The sequence below is a fragment of the Polyangiaceae bacterium genome, assembly GCA_020633205.1.
Classification (GTDB): domain Bacteria; phylum Myxococcota_A; class Polyangia; order Polyangiales; family Polyangiaceae; genus JAHBVY01.
Genome location: JACKEB010000011.1, coordinates 456,089 through 474,204, shown reverse-complemented (window position 1 = coordinate 474,204; position 18,116 = coordinate 456,089). Strand labels below are relative to the sequence as shown.

Genomic DNA, 18,116 nt, shown 5'->3' with positions numbered 1-18,116 from the left:
TGGGGCTCATCGTCGATAGCTCCTCATGCCTTCGCGTACCGTCCGAATGCTGATTGCGGCTGCAATCCTGCTCTGCTCCACAGCGGCAACTGCGGAAAAGCTCGGCAAAACTCGCAGTTCCGGGGCTAGCAAGAGCAAGCCTCCAGCGTCAGCCCCGAAAGCGGAGGCGGGCTGGGGGGACGCCTACCCAAGCATCAAGACGGATCTCGAAGCGGGCAGGCCGCTCTTGATTCACGTCACCGTGCCGCTGTGCTCCAACGCGCAAATCGACTGCGGTGCGAGCTGGGCAGGTCAACCGGGACGCCTCGAGACGAACCTGTACTGGGGAGCCATCTTCGGCGCGCGCCGCATCTTCGATGGCAAGCGCAGCGGCTGGGAGCGCGTCGAGGTCAAGCAGCAAGACGACGTCTACCTCGAGCGAGTCGTCTATCGCCGCTACGTTTCCGCGAAGAATTGGAAGTTGGCTCGCTGCACCAAGCACGCGACCGCAGCAGGGGAGCAATCCCCCGAGTGCCGGATCGAACAGCTGGTGGTGCTCCAGGCGGTGCACGGCAGCAAGATTGATCGCGCCGTCGACGATTTGTGGAAGAACGCCACCGAAGGAGCGACCGTTAGCTTCAACGATCCCAAGCGCCCCGAGGGCAAGCAGCTCAGGAGCGAGACGATTCACGTCGCAGGCTACGCAGGCCACAACCGACTGATGGACGGCAAGCGGCTGCCAAGCCCAACACCAGCAGATGCGCTCAAGCGCCCCCAGCCGGCGCACCCAGCCTTCGTGCTCGCCTGCTATTCCGATCGCTACTTCAGCAACTCACTCGAGCAGGCGGGCTCGAAGAACTTGGTCTCTACCCAGACCTTGATGGCACCCGAAGGCTACCTGGTCGACGCGGTCGCCAAAGGCCTGGGAGAAAACGACTCGGACAACCAGCTCACCGAGCGCGCGATCCGCACCTACGCCAAGTGGCAACGCATCAGCGTCGGCCAGGCCCGGCGCACTTTCCGCGCGGCTAAACGCTAGAGTGGAAGCAGGGGCTAGCCCCGCCGCGCTGCCTCCACCTGCAGACGCACTGGGCAACCTTCGACGTGGTCGTTCACCAGACCCATCGCCTGCATGAAGGCGTACACCGTGGTGGGCCCGACGAAGCTAAACCCCCGCTGCTTGAGCGCCTTGCTCAGCGCCACGGACTCCGGTGTCTTCGATAGAGCCAAGAGCGCCTGCTTCGTGCAGCGCTTCGGTCGGGTTTGGGGGGGAGGGGTGAAACTTTGCACGAACGCATGCAACGAGCCGTGTTCTTTCACCAGCTCCAGCGTGCGCTTTGCGTTGTTGATCGTCGACTCGATCTTCCCGCGATGGCGCACGATGCCGGCATCTGCGAGCAGACGCGCCACGTCCTTGTCCGTGAAGCGCGCGACCCGCGCGAAGTCAAACCCCTCAAATGCCTTGCGGAAATTTTCTCGCTTGTTCAGGATCGTGAGCCAGCTCAAGCCGGACTGAAAACCCTCTAGGCAAAGCTTCTCGAACAGGCGCTTGTCGTCGCTGACGGGGAAGCCCCACTCCGTGTCGTGGTAGCGCTGGTAGATCTCGGGCTGTGCGCCCCACCAACAGCGCACCACGTTGTCTTCCCCACGCACCAGTCCGTCTGCGAGCTTGGTCACTGGGCGACGCTACCACTTCCGCTCCATTGCGAAGCAGGCCACGCCGTTGCTCCTGACACTGCGCTGGCAGTAGCAGTGTTGTGGCCCGCCGAGTGGCCGGCTCCGCTGAGCCTGGGAAGTCAGGTCAGCCCTTGCCCTTCGTCTTGGTCTTGTTCGGCTTGGCGTTGGCCTCGATGAACTCGATGATCTTGCCAGCGACGTCCACTTCCGTCGCCTTCTCCACGCCCTCCAGGCCGGGTGAGGAGTTGACCTCCATCACGACCGGCCCAGTGTTGGAGCGGAGCATGTCCACACCGCAAACGTTGAGCCCCATCGCCTTCGCGGAGGCGAGCGCCGTGGCGCGCTCCACGCTGCTCAGTTTGACGGCAGCGGCGCTCCCGCCTCGGTGTAGGTTGGAGCGGAACTCACCTTCCGCGCCCTTGCGCTGCATCGCAGCGACCACCTTGTCGCCAATCACGAATGCGCGCACGTCGGAGCCGCCAGCCTCCTTGATGAACTGTTGAACCAGGATGTTGACGCCAGCACCGCGGAACGCCTCGACCACGGACTTGGCGGAACGTGGCGTGTCGGCGAGCACCACACCGATGCCCTGGGTCCCTTCGAGCAACTTGATCACGACCGGCGCGCCACCCACCGTCTCGATGATTTCCCCGGTGAAGCGCGACTCATGGGCGAAGGTGGTGTTCGGCAAACCAATGCCCTTGCGAGCCAGGAGCTGCATCGAACGCAGCTTGTCTCTGGAGCGGCCGATGGCCACCGACTCGTTCAGCGGATAGGTGCCGATCATCTCGAACTGACGCAGCACTGCCAGGCCGTAGAAAGTAACCGAAGCGCCGATACGCGGAATGACAGCGTCGTAGTACTCGAGCTCCTTGCCCCGATAGAACAGCGACGAACCCGAAGCCTTGATGTTCAGGTAGCACCGTAGCGTATCGATGATGTCGAACTGGTGGCCGCGCGCTTCCGCTGCCTCCTTGATACGCTGATGGGAGTACAGGTTGGCGTTCCGAGCCAGCATCGCAATTTTCACGCTTCGCCCCTTTCCGTTGCGGTGAGCGTCGACAGTATCAAATCGTCGGGCGCAAGTCTGCCAAGCAGCTCGCGCCAGCGCGGCGCAGATTGCCTCGATTTGTTCCCCGCGGAATCCTTGTGCTACTTGGCTTTCTTCAGCACTTCGGTCGCGAGCTTGCGGTGTTTAGCCGCCTCCTTCGCGTTCGGAACAGCGGCATAAGCTCGGGCCAGTAGGTCGTGGACCTTGGCTTGGTCCTTCGGGCGACCCCTGCACAACAACGCGGATTGGCCCTCGAAGATCGCCCGCGGCACCATTTTTGAAGCCAGCAGCACTTCCCCGAACACCCGGTGCGTGTCCATGCCCTCTAGGTCGGCCCAGGTAGCCGCTTCTCCCGCGGCCCGGGCCTCTGCCAGCTCCTTCTTCTCGAGCAGGCGCTCCATCAAGCGGCGATAAACCCGTGGATCGTGCTGCTCGAGCTTCGCGAGCTTACGGAGGCCGTCCAGCTCCCCGGCCGCGTCTTTGCTCTTGGTAGCCAGGTCGACCAACGCTTGCACCGGCTCAGCCATGCTGGGGTCGAGCTTGCTTGCAGCCTCGAGTTCAGCCTTCATGCCCGCGGCGTCGCCGGTGGCTTCGGCAATGTCCGCGAGTAGCATCCTTACCGCATAGCCATCGTCGCCGTTGGTGATGAGCTGCTTCAAGAAGCGCTTGGCTTCGCCAGCGTCGCGCTTGGCCATGGCGAGCTGAGCCTGGAGATAGATCGCATCGGCAAACTTCGGGTCAGCCTTCACCGCAGCCTGAAGCGCCGAGTCTGCCTGCTTGGCTTTGCCTTGGCGTAACAGCGCTAGAGCGTAGACGGTCTGGGCGCGTGCGTTGCTCGGGTCTTTCTTCGCCGCATCTTCGGCGTCCTCGAACGGGCCCGTGCGGCGGATGGGCATGAACTGTGTCTTGTAGCGAGCCAAGAGCTTCCCCGTGAACGCCGCAAACTCCTTGTCGAGCTCGGTGCTGTCCTTGCCCAATGCGAGCTTGAGCACCTCTGGGGTACGTTTGCCCGCGGCCCACAGCTCGAGCATCTTGTTGAGCTTCGCGCGGCCGTACTTCTCCCCCAGCATCACCAAGATTTGGCTCGATGCGTAGTACGCGGTGGCGATGTCGCTGAGCTCTTCGGCACGCGTGAACGCCTTGTTCATATTGCCGAGCTTCGGCAGGCGATCGTCCCGCAGGGCGGCGAACAGATCTTGATCTTGCTCGCGCTGCCACTCCGGCCGCGCGACGATTGTCTCGTACTCCGCCATGCCTTCGGTGAACCAGCGCGGAACGTGGCTCTTGCTCATTTGTATGTGGAAAACATGGGCCAGCTCATGCCACACCGTCATGCCGACATTGAAGGTCTCGTTGTAGGGGCTCATCGAGGCCAGCGTCTTGCCGAAGCACACGCCCTGGATCGCCGTGCCCGGTAGGCCGCTGGTACGGATCGCGAAGTCTTGCCGCTCCGCATACAGCTCCACGCCGATCGGCTGACTCGGAGTGAAGCCGTAGTACTTGACCATGGCCTTCCAGGCGTCGCGCATCAGTCCGGGGATGTAGCGCTCGAGGATGGCCTTCTCCTTCTTGTAGTAGCGGAAGGTGAACTGGCCTTCTTGCACGGACTCGTAGTCCTTGCGGATGGTCTTCTCGTACAGGTTGAGCGTGTTGAACACACGCACGTTGAAGGCGTCTTTGTCGAAGGCGGAGTTCAGCGCCTTCAGGCCCTCCTGGTCATTTCCGGCGCGGATCAGGTTCAGGCCCAGCTGAGCCTCTGCCTTGGCGTCCTCGGAGTCGATCTTGATCGCCTCGCGCATCATCTCGACGATTTCGTCGTAGCGATGCTCCCACTCCGCGTACTCCCCGACGATCTGGAACATGCGCGAGTACTGTGGGTTCAGCTTGAGCACCTTGCGCTTCGCCTTCTGGAAACCGGCGTCATCATCCGCGAGGAAACGCACCGCCGCCTTGAGGCTCAGCAGGTCGAGGTCTCGAGGGTTGTACTTCAGCCCGTCGTCCAGGTGTTGATCCGCGTCGGCGAGTTCCATGTCCCGCAGGTTGATACCAGCGAGCACGAAGTGGGCATTCCCCAGCTTGGGGTTGGTCTTCAGGGCCTGGTTGACCAAGCGAGTCGCCGCGTCGAAATCCAGCGCTTGGGCCAGCTTGACGTGGGCCATCCACACCAGCGCCTCGGGGTGATTCGGCGCCTGGGTCAGTACTTCTTTGATGACCTCTTCGGCGTGTCCTGGATCGTACTTTTCGAGGAACAGCTCAGCGCGCCAGAGCAGCGTTTGGATGTCCCCGGCCTTGGCGCGCTCCGCCTCGTTGAACGCATCGTTCGCGTCTTGGGGTGAGCGTAGGAGGTGGGCAGCGCGCCCGACCATCGCGAGGCCGGTGGCGTCCGTGTCGTTGATCTTATCGCTGTTGTAGTCTTCGATCAGCGTCATCAGCGGCGACTCCGCTGCGCGACGGTCGCCTTTTTCCAGGAGGATTTCTCCTTGGAGTAGGCGCGCAGCGCGAGCGTCGGGGTCCTTCTCGACTTTTGCCAACCAATCGAGGGCCTCGTCCAGCTTGCCTTCGGCGCGCAGGGCCTTGGCGGCGATCGTGCTGGCCTCCGCCTTGAACTGCTTGCTCTTGGCTGCAGATTTCGCCGTCGACACCGCATCGTCGTAACGACCGGTGATCAGCAAGAGCTCCGCTAGGCGGGTCTCCGCCTCCGCCTTTTGCTTGCCCACTAGCGCCGCCCGCAGGTTGGCTTCCGCTTCGGGGTACTTGCTCTTCACCAACAGGTCTTTGCCCTGCTCGAGCGCCTTCGCGGGATCGCGAGGCGGCTTCGGCGCGGCCTTGACTGCCTTGCCGGGGGCTGCCGCGGGCTGTGCTTGTGCACCAGCGCAGGCGCATGTGGACCCTGCCAGGGCACCGCACAACAAGAGCAGCGAAGCGAACGGGCGACGACGCCAGGAGGCAGTGGAGGTGGACCCGGTGGCGGAGGAAAAATGCATCAGACGCGCAGGCACCCCGGAATACTGTCGGAGCTACCGCAGCGAGGCCAGCGCGGATTCCCCGGCGGGCCGCTCTTGCGTGGCGCAGTCTGCTCGCAACACCCGCCGAAGGTGTACGGGAGCGCACTCCCACTGCTCGCCGACGCCAGCTTGTGCGATACCAAACTCCTGATGATCGTCGTCAACACCGAAACAGTAGCGGGCTATCGCGTGCAGCGGGTGCTGGGGCTCGTCCAAGGAAACACCGTGCGCGCCAAGAACTTTGGCCGCGATTTCCTAGCTGGGCTGAAGAACATCGTGGGCGGAGAGCTCTCGGAGTACACGGAGCTGCTCACAGAGTCCCGCCAGCAGGCGACGCAGCGCATGCTGGACGAGGCGACTCGCCTGGGTGCAAACGCCGTAATCAACGTTCGCTACTCCACGAGCGCGGTGACTGCCGGCGCCGCCGAGCTGTATGCCTACGGCACCGCCGTTTTGCTCGTTCCGGAGAGCTGATGGAAGCGATCATCGGAGTTCTCTCCGTCAGCTCGCTGCTCTTCATCGGTTGGTACTGGGGTGCGCGCCGACGGGCGCGTCATCGCGAGTCCCTCGCCGAGCGCGAACGCGAGCTCAGCCATGTGCGCGTCAGCAACGCGAAGCACTATGACGGCTCGCCTCAGCTTCCGCCGCGCTTGGTCACCGTGGAGCTGGTATGGGGCCTGGATCGCTTCCAGGCGTTTTTGGCTGCGCTGGTGAACTTCTTCGGTGGGGAGATGGAGAACGTCAGCGAGGTGATGGCGCGCGCACGCCGAGAAGCGTTGGTACGACTCAAAGCCGACGCCGAGCGCGCTGGGTACGACGCACTTGCCAATCTCCGCCTGGAAACGGCGGACATCGGCAACGACCCCCAGCAGCGCGATCTGAAAGTTGCGGTGATCGGCAGCGCGACCGCCTACAAGCAACTCCCGCTGGGATGAGCTCGTTCAACAGCGGTCTCGCGGGTCTCGCGTGGCTAGTTCAATCGGGGCGCGCGGCGATCTCGAGCAACCGAACGCGGCTGCTCACCCCCCAAGAATCCGCGTTCGTTGGAGGATCACCGTGCAACAGCCGCGTTAGTTGCCGCGCGGCACTACCGTTGCGCTCGGCGATTTCCAGAGTGCCGAAGGAGTTCACCAACGCACACAGCTCCCCCTCCGCGACCTCTGAATAGGTGCGGACGAGCGGGATATCCAAGTGCTGTACGCGCACGCGAAAGCGGCGCGGCTCTTTGAGCGCCTCGGGGCAGTACTCCGCGAGCTCGAGGTTCGTGATGCCATTGCCGAAGTGGTCCACCACCACCACCTCCGCCTCGAAACCAGTGGCCAGCTTCAAGACGGCTTGGTTGGGAGTTGGAACGACTTCGTGGACCTCCGCGCCGACCTCCGCGAATGGCAGGCCCGCCACCAGCTTGGCGCCGACCGGCGCGAACAAATCTCGCCCGTGAAATGTGTGACTCGTGAGCTCGACTTTCAGCCCCGGCGAGCTCACGTCGATCTCCCGAACCTCCGCCTGATCGCCCCGACGCCGTGCCAGCGCCAGCACCTCCCCCACCAAGCCGTTGTCAGGCAACACGAAGCAATGTCCTTGCACACTGACGACCAGTGCGCGGCGCTGACTCCCGACCCCGGGGTCGACCACCGCCACGTGGACGGTGCCTCGCGGAAACCAATGAAAGGCGTGCCGCAGGTAGAAGGCTCCAGCTCGAATGTCTTGAGGGCGGATGTGATGAGTCAGATCCACGATGCGCGCATTGGGCGCGCGCTGGAGTACGATGCCGTGCATGATGCCAACGAACGGGTCCTTCAACCCGAAGTCGGTCAGCAGCGTGAGCACACCGCTGCGCTGACCAGCTGGCCCGCGGTGGGTCACGCCGACGACGACTCCTTCCCTGGTAGCGGCGCCCGCCAGCGGGTCAACCGACGTGGGAAGTCGTCGACCTTCGCGGTGCGAGGCGATTCCACGCCTCGCCAGGCTGAACGCAGCGCCGCAGTGACGTGTGCCGCGAGCCAGTCCGGGGGCGCCTCATGTTTTTCCCCAAGGCAATTCAGCTCCAGCTCGACCCCGCCGCGCTCCAGCTCGACCCGGGCCACACCGGCCCAATCCGCTTCCGGGGTCGAAAGCGCGAGGTCGTACTGGACGCAGCCGTCGGTCAGCGTGATGCGGCGCGCCACGAAGCGGCCACCGGTGGTTGGTCGGCTAGCAGACACTGCGGGACCATAGCACCTCCAACGCATTGGAGGGCCGCCCACTCACACACCAGCACCGGTCGCCCCCACGCGAGTTCGCGCCGGCAAGGCGCAGACAAGCAACGGGTCTGAAGCCTTCAGGATGGCCGCCCGGAAACTAACGGAGCGAGCCGCTGCTCCAAGACGCTCTGCAGCGTGGCGAGTGCTTGATTGAACCCACGCAGGCGCTCCCCGCGTGTGGACTCGATGTCGAGGTCGCACAGCAAGAGCCGCAGGGGTTCGATCACGGTGGGGAGCATGCCCCCCGCCTCACCGAGCTTGGAGAGGAAGTCCACGTAAGTCAGGCACTGCAAGGGGCTTGCCGGACTACCAGGGGCTACGGGTTGAGTGACGGCCTCACCAATCGCCTGCTGCTGCAAGCGAAAGACCTGACGATCCCCTTCGCCGGTGTGGAGGCGATTGCTGGACAGCTCACGGATCATGCGGTCGAGCTCACTCACCACTTCGTCCTTTGCATCGCGAGCGCCGAACACCTCTTCCCCGATCTCGAGGCGCAGGATGCGATCCATGAAAAATAGCCGAGCGAACAGGTAGAGCGTGGAGTTCATGTAGTAGCTGTGAGTCATCGACCAGCTGGGGGCGATGTGCTCCTCGCAGTCTTGGGCCAATGCGACGTGGGCGCCGCTGACCAAGATGTTGTCGAGGCGCCGACGCAGGCTCTTCACCGCGTCGAACGCGTCGTCCCCCCAGCGGTCCACCGCTTCGCGAACACGCTCCCGGCGCCGCGCTTCGCCCTCGCTCGCCTGCTGATGATCGAAGCGTCGCGTGGCCAGGTCGCTCTCGAGCTGCTTGATGCGCTCCGTCGTACGGCGGGTGATGAAGTGCTGCGTCAACGCGCTCACCACGACCGCGGTCACGGCGGGGTTCACGACGGCTGCGATCCACATCGGGTCCATTGGCCGCAGTTTCCAACGTTGGTGCGATTGTGGCAACGAAACAAGCCTTGCGCGCGCGAGGTCGGACTTTGATTGACAGGCTAGTCCGAATCCAGCCCAGTTCGCGAGCGCTGCGAAGGTCGGGGCGCCGCGTATCCGCACGGTACGTTGTCCAAAGCGCCTGCTTCGAGCGCTGGTGGCGCGAGGCACGTCGTGGTCAAGCTGGGCGGGTCTAGTGACTCTGCCGGGAGGGTCTAGTGACTCTGGGTTCAGCTTTCGCACGCACGCTAGCGATGCCCCAACGCCGTGTCAGAACCGGAACCAAGACTCGCATTTGGCTGACCAGCCGAATGGGCTGCGAGGTTGCGAGTACGACTCAGGCTACGCCTGGCTAATGCGGCCTCCCTGGGCGGCGCCGCGTTTTGCGCACGAAAACGCCATCCGCCTCGAGCGCCGTAGGACTGAAGGAGCTCTGTAGCGCTCGCTCCAAAGGGAACGAACCCTGCGTTCCCATCCGCAAAACGTCAGAGCACGGCCGTTGTGCACCAAAATAGAGGCGGCCACGTAACGCGACTCGCGTTAGCCTGGCGAAATGCTTGGGAGGACATGGGCGCGACGCGCTCTTGGGACGAGTCTGATCAGTGGTCTGGCGCTGCTAGCGAGTGCTGGTGACGCTCATGCGTTCTCGACCCGCATTCACATCATGATCGCCAACGATATCCGCAAGGAATTGATCGCTGGTGGAGGCAACAGCGTCGCCCTGAAGCTGAGCGGCTACAGCGTCAGCCTCAGCGAAGAGGACGCGCGCGCCATTCGGGACAACCCATTGGAGTTCCGCGCAGGTGCCATCGGTCCGGATAACACCGTGTTCCCCGGCATGACGGATCCGAGCCACGCGCTGCACCAACAACCATACGCCCAGTGCCAGCTACTCTACGATGAAGCGCTGACCGACGCCGAGCGCGCGTACGCGCTGGGTTGCTTTCTGCACGGCTCGACGGACGCGATCGCGCATCACTATGTCAACTACATGAGCGGTGAGACGTTCACCCTCACCCCCATCACCTCAGCTCGGCAGTCTTCCTGGGACAACGTGGTGCGCCACATTGTCGCCGAGTCTCAAATCCAGAAGGCCGCGTACGAGCAGAGCCCGAGTGCTTTCGGCGCGGGCACCCTGGCGCACACGATTCCGCAAGGATTCGTCCTCCGAACCTACTTCGGAACGCAGAACCCGGTGTGGCTCGCGATGACCGAGCATGCACGGGCGAAGTTCGAAGCAGCGAAGAGCGCCAACCCGGGCGCCTCCTTCGTCAGCATCGTCAACTCCGCGGAGCTGCCGGCCGCGGACCACCTGGCGCTTGCCCCGTTCTACATCGAGGAGATCGACCGCGAGCGACTGGACATCCGCTTGGATATCGAGACGCGAATCGCCGAACTACAGGACCCAAGCACGGCTGACGGGTTCGAGCTTGGAGTCACTGCAGGCAGCGACGGCCAGCTGGGGACGCCAGACGACCAAACCGACTGCGACTTCAGCTGCCCCGTGCTGTTCTCCACCTACAAGACCTACGTCGCGATGCTGACGCCGCGCTTCGATGCGAACAATCAGCCGCTGCCAAGCGCGTTCGACAAGCTCAGCGAGAAGCTCCACGACGACCTCTACGGATTCATGCCGGCGTACGCGCAGACGGTGACTGGGCTGTCAACCGAGCTGAACAGCCCCCTGACTCCGGGCGCTCCCCAGTTCAGCCTCAGCAAGAGCCGACTCGGCGTGCTGATGCAGCCGATGAAGGACTGGGCGAACAACATCACCAACCTGGACTACGAGACAGTCGCTCAGGCCGTGTTGCCCCAATGGTACCTGGACTTGCAGAGCACGCTGGAGACCCTGGGCATCAACATCCCGCCAGCGGACATCATTCGCGCCGTGTTCGATCCCATCGTTCAGCCGATCAAGGACACCCTGAAGGACAAAGCCATCGACCTGGCGGAGGAGTACGTCGGGACGCTGATCGACGAGCTGGAAGCGAAGGAGGACGCAGTGCTCAGCGAGTACGACACGCGCCTGAGCGCGGCAGCGGACCCGAACCTGAACGGCACGGCGCTCGACAACCTCTTCGACTCGGGGCTGTATGCCCACGCCTTCAACATCGCCGCTGTCACCTTCGCCGACCACCGCATGGTCGTACCGGCGAGCGGTGATCAAGGACCAGCCTCCTTCGACGCGAGCCATACGCCCGCTTGGATGCAGCCGGGTGTGTGCGACTACCTGCGTCCGGCCGTGTTTCCGCTCGGCATCGATACCAAGGCGCTGCTGAGCGTGCGCAAAGACGGCACGGACTATCCGGCGACCATCACCGAGGACGCGCCGGTCGAGTGCCACTCCGGGAAGCTCGAGAGCTTCGCTCCCAATGCGTCTACGGCGGACTGCGCCGTCACCGACCTGGCAGCTCTGATCCTCGACCCTGGACATCAGGGCTCCGTGAGCCGAGCCTTTCCGCCAGGGCTCTCAGACGCCCCAGCGACCTGCTTGAACGTCGCTGTGCCTGGGCTCCCGGATCCACCAGCGAACCCGAGCGGTGGCGCTGGTGGCACTGCGGGCACTGCCGGCACCGGCGGCGATGCGGGCAACCCGAGCGGCGGAAGCGCTGGAGCTAGCGGTTCCCCGGGGAACAATGCAAGCGGTGGAGGTGACGACGGCGGCTGCGGTTGTCGCACCACCGGTGGGGGCGACAGCCACGGTTCCACCGCGCTGCTCTTCGGCCTTGGCTTGCTTGCGCTCCGTCGGCGCAGGCGGGGCTGAGCCCCTCGAGCCACTCATCCTCCAGCATTTTCCACTTTTGAACGCCGCGAAGCGCGGCCCAGCGAGAAGCCAATGAAGATCCCCATGATGCGGTTGAGCGTGTTCGGTGTGTGCCTTGGATGCGGGCTGTTCGTTGCCTGTGGTGGAGACGACGGCGGAGGCGGAACAGGTGGCAGCGGAGCACAAGGCGGCGTAGGTGGAGTCGCGGGAGCGGGAGGCAGCACTGCAGGGGTTGGCGGCGACGCCGGGAACGCCGGGAACGCTGGCACCGCCGGCGCCGCTGGGGGCGGCATGGGTGGAACTGCCGGAGTCGGCGGGGTCGCGGGAAGCGGCGGGAACGCTGGCACCGGGGGTAATCCAGCCGGGGAGCTGCTCGCCGACTTGGGGCAGTCCGTGTGGCACGGCCTGCAAACCCGAAACGGCGTGGAACGCGCATACGAGCTCTCTTTCGATGCAGACCAAACGCTATGGGCCGAGGTGCAGAACCCCTTCGGTCCCGCAAGGAAACGCGAGATGCGGGTCTTCAGCGTCGGCAGCGATGGCGCGAGTGTCTCCACGACGGTGATCACGCCCCAGGGCTGGCCAGTGCCGCAGAACAACGGCGAGAAGAAGGACTACACGGTGACGGTCGTCGACGGCTCCCCACGCCAGTTGGTGGTCGAGCGTGACGGGGCAACCGAGACTTATGACGAGGGTCCCTATCCAGAGCCTCAGACGGGTCTGACGGCCTTCGTGCGGGTCTTTCCCTCGAGTGGCGCGGTCTACGATGCCTTTTGCGGGAAGGGCACCCTCGAGCTACAGCCGGACCGCTTGCCCATCTGGGACTTTGCGCGGGACAACTCCCTGGAGCAAGAGCTGGGCTCCGATATCGTCGCTGGCGTCCCCTTGGACACCTGGAGTGATCCGAGCGGAAACAACCAGTTCGCGGTGCGCAACGTGCCCGGCTTTGACCAGCTCGGTGGAACGGAGCTGAGCGACCAGTTCAACTTCATCGTGACGTACTGGGGAACGCTGACCCACGCTGGCGGCAACATCGCCCTGCGTGAGCAGAACGACCAAGTGCAGGACGCGCTCTGGGCGTGGCTCGGTGACGGCGTGGGCAGCAACAACACGAACGATCTGTTCCTAGAGGTCCACAGCCTCGCCGGCGCTGATCTCACCCCGGACGAACCTTCAGCGAGCTTCGCTGCTGGCTCGGTCGACTTCGAAGCCATGGTGCTCCGCTGCAACGACGCGATCACCAAGCAGATCGACGTGCAGGTTCGCTTTGGCAACGGCGCCTGGACGCTGGTTGGGAACGCTCCCACCACGCCGCTGATCAACGACAGCCTGTTCCCGCCCGCGTTGTAGCGCGCCTCAGCCCGCCCGCGCCCTCGACTGGCGTACCCCTCACAACCTGCGGTCGGTCGCCCGGCGCTCCCTCACCCCCAAAGCCGAAGGAGCTTTTGGGTGACCTGCGATCAGTCCGAGCGGCGCTCGCTTCGGTGAGCTCGTCGTGCAACCCCAGTGTGCCTGTGCTCAACTGGGATGTAGCAATGACAACTTCTTACTTTTGTCAGCGGGTGTGCTTGTGCCTCCCCCTGGTCGCCCTAGGCTGCAACGGCATCATCGGTCCTGAGCAGGGGATCACCAGCGCGGCAGGAGGTGCTTCCGGAGCGAGTAGCGGGGGCGACGCCGGAACCGTGTCAGCGGGAGGCAGCGGTGCGGCGGGCAGCAACGTGGGAGGTAGCGCCACGGGAGGCAGTGGTGCCCAGGGCGGGGACGCGGGCAGCGCGGGCGCTGGTGGCAGCGGCGGGGCTACGCCGACTGGGCCCATTCCGAAAATTTTCTATACGGATATCACGCATGCACCCGTCAGCGGCGGTCCTGCCGGCGGCGGTGCCCTGGTGACCCTCTACGGTTCTGGCTTCGGTTCGACCCAGGGCAGCGTGGAGTTCAACGGTCAGCCCCTCACCCCTGTCAGCTGGGGTGCCGATGCGGTCCGCGGGTTGAAGAAGGTGGTGGTCCAGCTACCACCGGGCACCCCTGCGGGCGCCGGCCAACTTCAGCTCGTTACCTCCGGGAATCAACGCAGCAACGAGCAGCCGCTCGTCGCGACCAACAAGCGGATCTGGTACGCGACGCCGAACGGAAGCGGAGACGGCGAGAGCGTCACCACGCCGATGTCGCTGTCGGACATGGGCTCGGTGTACCTACCCGGTGACCTCGTCTACCTGATGGATGGTGACTACGACTACGCAACTCCCAACTGCTTTGACACCACCTCCTGCTCTTGGTTGCTGAAGCTAACGGACGCACCCTCAGCCAGCGAGCCTGTGCAGGTGATGGGTTACCCTGGAGCACTCGCGCGCTTCAGCGGGGAGCCGTTCGGGATCCGCGTTGACCAGAGCTACACCCGCTTGGGCAACATCAGCGTCCGGTTGCCCGACGTGGCTGGCATTGGTGTGATGGTTCACGGCCGAAACGTGACGCTGGTAGGCAACGACGTGAGCGCCGTTGGACACACCCAAGGCGCGAACAGCGGCGTAGCCATGGGAGAAAACGCGTCGGATCTAGACGTCGTCGGGAACTACTTTCATGGTCTTTTTGGCGGAACCGAAGTGTTCAACGGCGGCGCTCGCGTCGAACGCTACAACGAGTTTCGTGCCCTTGCCCGTGTGGTCTCCGTCGACCCTTCCGCGCCGCTGGCCCACTACGCGAACCACGCAGTCGACGTGTACCAGTACGCCATCGTCGCCTCCGGCGGCGGGGCACCAGCGAAGGTCGAGCTGTTCGACAACGTGTGCGAGATGGCGCGCTACGCGATCTATCAAACCGCGAGCGCGGCCACCGGGGAAGTCTTGATTCGGAACAACACCATCGACGGCGAGTGCCTGGTCGGATCGGACACCGACGGAGTCAGCATACCCGTGCGCCTCGAGGCCAACGCATTCATCCTGAGCGCCGGGCACGCGTGCACTGACGAGCCAGGAGCGACGGCCACGCTGACTTTTGGTGCCGCAGGGAACCACTGGGGAACGATGGGAGCACCGACCGAAGACGCGAGCCCAAGACTTGGAGACGCTCAGCTCGATTCCGACCTTACACCCGGTGCAGCGAGCGCCTTGTGTGGGGCGGTGCCGAAGCCCGCCGCCCCGGACGACTTCGACTACCTGGGCGAGCAGCGACGCGACCCCACGGCCATTGGCGCCTTCGAGTGCCCCCAATAGGGTCAGCGAAAAACCGGTGTTTCGGGCTCGCAACTGATACGAAAGGGGAGCCACCGAGCGAAATTCGCGTGCGCACATTTCCGCGCAGCAACGCTCAAAGCGACCGACACCGCGTCAGGTCAAGACCTGGAGCTGAAGTCGACGGTGATGGTCCGGCGATTGCCCGACACCGGTCCTTCCAACACTTCCACTTCCGGATTGTCCTTGCGGCTCCACCACAGCCGCGCCGCCTCGGGGTCCCAAGGAGCGACACCCTCCAGATGCTGAAGCCGTCGCAACACCTCGAGCGCCGAACTGGGACGGTTCGCCACGTCTTTCTCTAGCAGCTGCAGGACCAGCGCCTCGAGCTCTGGTGGCACCCGGCGCCCCAAGCGGGACGACGGTGGCTCCGGTTGTTGGTTGAGGTGGCCCATACAGACCTCGACGGCCGTGGCTGCCTGAAAAGGCGGCGTTGCCGTGAGGAGATAATACGCGAGGCCGCCAACCGCATACAGGTCCGCAGCTTCTGAGACGGTCTCGTCCCGGATCTGCTCTGGCGACATATAGGCAGGAGTGCCGATGGGCACGTTGCGGCCGGTCAGTGTCTCCTGCATCGACAGGTCACGCACCAAACCGAAGTCGAGCACGGTCACGAAGTCTGGCACCCCGCCCTTGCTCTGAATCATGATGTTCGCCGGCTTGATGTCGCGATGCACCAGCCCCTCCGCGTGGGCCTCTGCGAGCGAGCCGACGATCTGTTCGAGAAAGTGCACGACCCGTGCGGGAGACTGCGGCCCTTCACTCTTCACCAGCTCCGACAGGCTGATGCCAGCGACGAACTCCATGGCGTAGTAGAGCGCGCCCTCCGGAGTGCGTCCGTAGTCGTAGATCTGTACGGTGTTTGGGTGACGCAGCCGTGAAGTGACCCGCGCTTCACGCTCGAAGCGCGTCCGCAGGCTCTCGCTAGGGCGCGTGAGCAGCTTGATGGCCGTCGCCCGGCGCAACGTGGAGTGGCGAGCCTTGTAGACGACGCCCATGCCGCCGCGGCCGATTTCCTCGAGCACCTCGTACTGCCCAAGCTGCTCCGCTGCGCGGGACGCTGCGTTGACCACGCGCCGGGTGCGCACCACCGCAAGAGTGAGCGCCAGGAGTAAGGTCAACGCCACGCCGCCTATTGCCACATGGAAACGATAGCGTGGGGACAAGCGTTGAAAGCCGATACCTGGGGCGAACATCGCCCGGAGCTTGCGGTCCCCGAGGCGCACAGGAAAGGTCGCCGCCTCGGGCGCTGCCTCGATCCCAACTTCTGCACCCAGGGAGCTCTCGTACAGCAGCGCTCCCTCTTCGCTGCTCGCGCCTGGGTCGACCAGGGCCACGTCGAGGGTCGCGGCGTCGAGACCAGCAAGACCATTGGGGACCAGCTCACCTGGGCGCAGCACACCGGCGACGACCCCCATGAAGGCATCTCGACGTTGCTGCTCCGAAGCCACCGGTTGCCCCGGCCGATACACAGGGATGTACGCCGCCAAAGCGGGCGCCGGTTGCTGCTCCTCAATCAGCTCGAAGCGCTCGGAGACGACCGCCTTGCCCGAGTCTCGAGCGCGCTCCACATTGCGACGCCGAGACTCCTCGCTGTAGAGATCGAAGCCGAGGATCTCTGGGTTGGCGGGCTCGACGAACAGGATCGGGACGTACATCGCGCGCGCGTCGGCGTGCACCAGCAGGCCGGCGCCCTTTGCCTCGCGGATCTCGTAGTTCTTCGCGACGTCAGCCTTGGCAGCAGCTTCGAACTCCTTGCGCTGCCCCTCCGCGACCTTCGGCGCCCACTGCAATGCGGCGTGCTCCTCGCCAGCCTGACGCACGAAGCGCGAGAAGTCGCGAGAGTTCAAATCCGGCTTCACGGCGATCAGCGCTGGCACCGTGTTCATCAGCTCGAAGGAGCGGTCCAGACGCTTCTGCAACATAGCCGCGAAGAGCCTCGCGTGCTGACGGAAGGCGGCGACCTCGCGCTGTTGGTCGAGCACCCGTGCGTACCAATAGGCTGCCGCGGTCGCGACCAAGCCAACCAGCACGACCAGCGTCGCGCGGTCCAACCCCAGTCGCCTAGCCCGCCGAGCGAGGCTGCTGGGCTCAGGCCCCAGCGGTGGCTTGGACGGGGCAACCATCGCAGAAAGCACTAGTGCAGGCCCCTGGAGAGGTCGAGCGCCGTCGAAGATTCGTCTTCAGACGTCGGACCCGTCCTGGCGCGTGGTGCACATCGGTCAGCCGTTTGGTTGTGGATCAGCCGTGTTACGCTTGCGTGATGAAACTGCGACACGGGGGGCTCCTGGCGGTTTGCCTCGGCGTGTGGTGGGGATGCAACGCCGAGCAAGACGCGGTCTCTGGGGGATCGGGGGGTGAGGGTGCGATGTCGGTCGGCGGCAGCGCCGGAGCGAACACCGGCGGCTCCGCTGGCGTCGCTGGCAGCCTGAACAGCGGCGGAACAACTACGGGTGGAACCGCAGGTGCCGGCCCAAGACGCTGCAACGGCCACGCAGCGCTGTGCGACCGCCCCTTCGACCAAGTCGCGTTCGCGACCACTCACAACTCGATGTCAAACGCCGACGAGGGCTGGATCGCCCCAAACCAAGAACACGGCTTGGAGCAGCAGCTCGCCGACGGGATCCGCGGCATGCTGCTCGACACCCACGACCTCGACGGAGTGCCGTTCCTGTGCCACTCCAATTGTTCCCTGGGGAAACGCGACCTGGCGGATGCGATGAGCGCTGTGAGGAGCTTCCTCGAGCAGCACCCCAACGAGGTGCTGGCGTTCCTGATCGAGGACTACGTCAGCCCAAGCGACACCGCGAAGGTGTTCGACCAGACAGGCCTCACGGCGCTCACGTACTCCCACCCGAGCGGCGCGCCCTGGCCGACGCTCGGTGAACTAGTGGACACCGACCAACGCCTGGTGGTGATGGGTCAAGACGGCGCACCTCCCCCAAGCTGGTACCTACACCTGTGGGACGAAGCCTGGGATACCCCCTACTCCTTCAAGAACGTGGGTGAGTTCAGCTGTGACGAGAACCGCGGCTCCCGAAGCAACGCGCTCTTCCTGCTGAATCACTGGGTGGAGAACCCGCTAGCCAACAATTCGCTCAGCGCCGAAGCCAATCGGTACGAGGTGCTGCTCGGTCGCGCTCAGCAGTGCCAGATGGAGAGCGGCAAGTTTCCCAACTTCATCGCGGTCAATCACTACGCCACGGGTGATTTGTTCCGAGTGGTGGACGCCCTCAACGGGGTGAGTTCCAATTGA

General features: G+C 64.4%; 14 protein-coding genes. 7 read left to right on the top strand and 7 right to left on the bottom strand.

The features are described 5' to 3' along the window. Nucleotides 1–25 precede the first annotated feature (25 nt). Nucleotides 26–1,018, top strand: coding sequence for a hypothetical protein (locus H6718_08675; GenBank protein ID MCB9585458.1), 993 nt, complete (start codon nt 26–28; stop codon nt 1,016–1,018). 14 nt (nt 1,019–1,032) lie between these two features. On the opposite strand, the gene H6718_08670 is transcribed toward H6718_08675, so the two are convergent. From H6718_08670 to H6718_08660, 3 genes are all read right to left on the bottom strand, one after another. Further along, nucleotides 1,033–1,635 (bottom strand): DNA-3-methyladenine glycosylase I, encoded by a 603-nt coding sequence (locus H6718_08670; GenBank protein ID MCB9585457.1) that lies wholly within the window; start codon nt 1,633–1,635, stop codon nt 1,033–1,035. A 145-nt stretch (nt 1,636–1,780) separates the two neighbouring features. After that, nucleotides 1,781–2,686: a 30S ribosomal protein S6--L-glutamate ligase gene (gene rimK, locus H6718_08665; GenBank protein ID MCB9585456.1), complete on the bottom strand. Its 906-nt coding sequence runs from the start codon at nt 2,684–2,686 to the stop codon at nt 1,781–1,783. A 122-nt stretch (nt 2,687–2,808) separates the two neighbouring features. Then, nucleotides 2,809–5,691: a tetratricopeptide repeat protein gene (locus tag H6718_08660; protein MCB9585455.1), complete on the bottom strand. Its 2,883-nt coding sequence runs from the start codon at nt 5,689–5,691 to the stop codon at nt 2,809–2,811. A gap of 171 nt (nt 5,692–5,862) precedes the next feature. On the opposite strand from H6718_08660, the gene H6718_08655 reads away from it, so the two are divergent. Together H6718_08655 and H6718_08650 are read left to right on the top strand one after the other, a co-directional pair. Then, nucleotides 5,863–6,186 (top strand): YbjQ family protein, encoded by a 324-nt coding sequence (locus H6718_08655; GenBank protein MCB9585454.1) that lies wholly within the window; start codon nt 5,863–5,865, stop codon nt 6,184–6,186. Then, nucleotides 6,186–6,647 carry a heavy metal-binding domain-containing protein gene (locus tag H6718_08650; protein ID MCB9585453.1) on the top strand — a complete coding sequence of 154 codons (462 nt, stop codon included), beginning with the start codon at nt 6,186–6,188 and terminating at the stop codon, nt 6,645–6,647. Before H6718_08655 ends, H6718_08650 begins: the two co-directional genes overlap by 1 nt. A gap of 40 nt (nt 6,648–6,687) precedes the next feature. Here H6718_08650 and H6718_08645 read toward each other — a convergent pair whose 3' ends face one another. The 3 genes from H6718_08645 to H6718_08635 form a co-directional block, all read right to left on the bottom strand. Continuing rightward, nucleotides 6,688–7,578 carry an SAM-dependent chlorinase/fluorinase gene (locus tag H6718_08645; GenBank protein ID MCB9585452.1) on the bottom strand — a complete coding sequence of 297 codons (891 nt, stop codon included), beginning with the start codon at nt 7,576–7,578 and terminating at the stop codon, nt 6,688–6,690. After that, on the bottom strand, nt 7,575–7,916 hold the full coding sequence (locus H6718_08640; protein MCB9585451.1) for a hypothetical protein: 342 nt from the start codon (nt 7,914–7,916) through the stop codon (nt 7,575–7,577). Before H6718_08640 ends, H6718_08645 begins: the two co-directional genes overlap by 4 nt. Before the next feature lie 116 nt (nt 7,917–8,032). Next, nucleotides 8,033–8,851 carry a hypothetical protein gene (locus H6718_08635; protein MCB9585450.1) on the bottom strand — a complete coding sequence of 273 codons (819 nt, stop codon included), beginning with the start codon at nt 8,849–8,851 and terminating at the stop codon, nt 8,033–8,035. A 571-nt stretch (nt 8,852–9,422) separates the two neighbouring features. Here H6718_08635 and H6718_08630 point away from each other — a divergent pair. The 3 genes from H6718_08630 to H6718_08620 all read left to right on the top strand — a co-directional run bounded on the left by H6718_08630 (nt 9,423) and on the right by H6718_08620 (nt 14,842). After that, nucleotides 9,423–11,633, top strand: a complete 2,211-nt coding sequence (locus tag H6718_08630; protein ID MCB9585449.1) for a hypothetical protein — start codon at nt 9,423–9,425, stop codon at nt 11,631–11,633. Between the two features lie 72 nt (nt 11,634–11,705). Then, on the top strand, nt 11,706–12,983 hold the full coding sequence (locus H6718_08625; protein MCB9585448.1) for a hypothetical protein: 1,278 nt from the start codon (nt 11,706–11,708) through the stop codon (nt 12,981–12,983). Nucleotides 12,984–13,168: 185 nt separating this feature from the next. After that, entirely contained in the window at nt 13,169–14,842 is a 1,674-nt protein-coding gene (locus H6718_08620) for an IPT/TIG domain-containing protein (protein ID MCB9585447.1), read from the top strand. A gap of 119 nt (nt 14,843–14,961) precedes the next feature. On the opposite strand, the gene H6718_08615 is transcribed toward H6718_08620, so the two are convergent. Continuing rightward, complete coding sequence (locus tag H6718_08615; GenBank protein MCB9585446.1) at nt 14,962–16,986, bottom strand: CHASE domain-containing protein; 2,025 nt, start codon at nt 16,984–16,986, stop codon at nt 14,962–14,964. A 137-nt stretch (nt 16,987–17,123) separates the two neighbouring features. Here H6718_08615 and H6718_08610 point away from each other — a divergent pair, with 137 nt between their 5' ends. Continuing rightward, complete coding sequence (locus H6718_08610) at nt 17,124–18,116, top strand: hypothetical protein (protein MCB9585445.1); 993 nt, start codon at nt 17,124–17,126, stop codon at nt 18,114–18,116.